Origin of the sequence: Actinotalea ferrariae CF5-4, assembly GCF_000603945.1 — a bacterium.
GTDB classification, from domain to species: Bacteria; Actinomycetota; Actinomycetes; order Actinomycetales; family Cellulomonadaceae; genus Actinotalea; species Actinotalea ferrariae.
The window spans coordinates 1-1,608 of record NZ_AXCW01000162.1 but is presented as its reverse complement, the minus strand read 5'-3'; the positions used below and the strand labels follow the sequence as shown (position 1 = coordinate 1,608).

At 76.6% G+C, this 1,608-nt stretch carries 2 protein-coding genes; both read right to left on the bottom strand.

Annotated features, from left to right (window positions below; genetic code table 11):
• Positions 1 to 244, bottom strand: a 244-nt coding sequence (locus N866_RS13225) for a Mur ligase domain-containing protein (RefSeq protein WP_034227099.1), incomplete at its 3' end; no start/stop codon positions are given.
• Positions 241 to 1,608, bottom strand: a 1,368-nt coding sequence (locus N866_RS13220) for a UDP-N-acetylmuramoyl-L-alanyl-D-glutamate--2,6-diaminopimelate ligase (RefSeq protein WP_034227097.1), incomplete at its 5' end; no start/stop codon positions are given. The genes N866_RS13225 and N866_RS13220, both read right to left, overlap by 4 nt.

The window sequence follows — 1,608 nt, the reverse complement described above, 5'->3', positions numbered from 1 at the left end:
GCAGGGGCGCGCCGTCGTCGTCGGTCACCGGGCGGGTCGCCAGGACGACCGACGCCCCGGCGGCGACCGCGCGCGCGGCGTAGTCGTGCCCGTCGACCTGCTCCCCCGCCAGGGCGACGAAGAGCGCGCCCGGCCCGACGAGGCGCGAGTCGACGACGACGTCGCCGGTCACCGCCGCCTCGCCGTCGCCGGCGACCTGCCCGTCGACGAGCTCGGCGACCTCCGCGGCCGTCAGCCGGATCACGCCTGCCCCCCGGTGGCGGCGAGGAACACGTCCCGGTCGTTGTAGCGGTGGAACACCCCGGCGATCTCCTGCGTCGGTTCGTGGCCCTTGCCGGTGACGATGATGGTGTCCTCCGGACGGGCGAGGTCGAGGGCGAGCCGGATGGCGTCCGCCCGGGAGTCGGACTCGTGCAGGTCGGTGCCGTCGGGCCGCTCCTGGAGCGCCCCGCCGAGGATCGCCGCGCGGATCTCCTCCGGCGGCTCGGACCGCGGGTTCTCGTCCGTGACGACGACGACGTCCGCCAGGCGCGCGGCGATCTGACCCATGACGGGGCGCTTGCCGCGGTCCCGGTCGCCGTCGGACCCGAGGACGATCAGGAGGCGCCCGGGTGTGATCGGGCGGACGGCCTCGAGGGCCAGCGTGAGCGCGTCCGGCGTGTGGGCGTAGTCGACCAGGCAGAGCGGGTGGGTCCCGCCCCGCTCGACGACGCGCTCCATGCGGCCGGGGATCGCCGGCGCGCCGCTCACGGCCGCGGCCGCCACGTCGAGGGGCACGCCCGCGCGCAGGGCTAGCACGACCGCCACCGCCGCGTTGGACACGTTGACGAGCCCCGGCAGCGGGCTCGCGGCGCCGATCGAGGTGCCGTCGGGACCGGTCAGGGTGAAGGACGAGCCGACGCCGTCCAGCCCGACGCTGGCGTCCGTGACGCGCCAGTCGGCGTCGGCACCGCCCACGGCGTCCGGGCGCGTCGCGACCGCGTCGACGGGGATGACCCCGCCGGAGCGCAGCTCCGCCGCGAGGCGCGCGCCCCACGCGTCGTCGACGCAGACGACGGCGCGCCGGGTGCGTCCGGGCGCGAAGAGGCTCGCCTTCGCCGCGAAGTACCCCTCCATGTCCCCGTGGAAGTCCAGGTGGTCCCACTGCAGGTTGGTGAAGCCGGCGACGTCGAGCTCGAGGCCGCCCACCCGCCCCAGGGCCAGGGCGTGCGAGGACACCTCCATCGAGCACGCCGTGACGCCGCGCTCGCGCATGAGCGCGAAGAGCCCGTGCAGGACCGGCGCCTCGACCGTCGTGCGCGGGCTCTCGATCGCCTCGTCGCCGACGCGCAGCTCAACCGTGCCGATGACGGCGGTCCGCTCGTGCACGGCCCGGAGCGCCGCCTCGACGAAGTAGCTGGTCGTGGTCTTGCCGTTGGTCCCCGTCACGCCGACGGTCGTGACGTCCCGGGCCGGCCGGCCGTAGACCCAGGCCGAGATTTCGCCCAGGCGCTCCCGCGGGTCATCGACGACGAGGACCGGCAGGTCCGCCGCCGGGCCGCCCGACGCGCGCAGGCGGGCCGCGCCGTCGTCGTCGGTGAGCACCGCGACGGCGCCGGCCGCTGCGGC